This is a genomic window from Psychrobacter sp. 1U2, assembly GCF_051847575.1.
This window is the reverse complement of record NZ_JBPYDC010001431.1, coordinates 1-602: the sequence shown is the minus strand read 5'-3', so window position 1 is coordinate 602 and position 602 is coordinate 1. Positions and strand designations below refer to the sequence as shown.

General features: G+C 43.9%; 1 protein-coding gene. It reads right to left on the bottom strand.

Annotated elements, in window-relative coordinates; genetic code table 11:
- The coding region (locus ACS8FD_RS22480) for an ATP-binding protein (RefSeq protein WP_459252175.1) at window positions 1-602 on the bottom strand (602 nt) is incomplete at both ends.

Below are 602 nucleotides of genomic sequence, written 5' to 3'. Positions count from 1 at the left end.
TACCAATCAATGAGTCATAATAGCTAGGGATCTCATAGCCGGGATATAAATGCGAATCAAAGCGTACGCCAGCTCCACTAGGTGCGTATAGCTGTGTAATTTTGCCAGGCGAGGGCATAAAAGTTACTGGGTCTTCAGCATTAATACGACATTCAATTGCATGACCTTGAATTTCAATCTCATCTTGACGATAAGATAAGCCGTAACCTGCAGCGATTTTGAGTTGTTCAACCACCACGTCGATACCAGTGATCATTTCAGTCACAGGGTGCTCAACCTGTACCCGCGTATTCATCTCAATAAAGAAAAATTCGTTATTTTCAAACAAAAACTCAAACGTACCAGCGCCGCGATATTCAACCAGCTCACATGCTTTAACACAAGCTTGTAGTATTGGTTCACGGACATCATCCGGAATATCAGGAGCAGGTGCTTCTTCTAACACCTTTTGGTGACGACGTTGTAGTGAGCAGTCACGATCATAAAGATGAATGGCATTACCATTACCATCGCCCAGTACTTGGATCTCAACGTGGCGCGGGTTTTGTAAGTAACGCTCCATATAGACAGTATCATCACCGAACCATAGCTCCGCTTCTTGT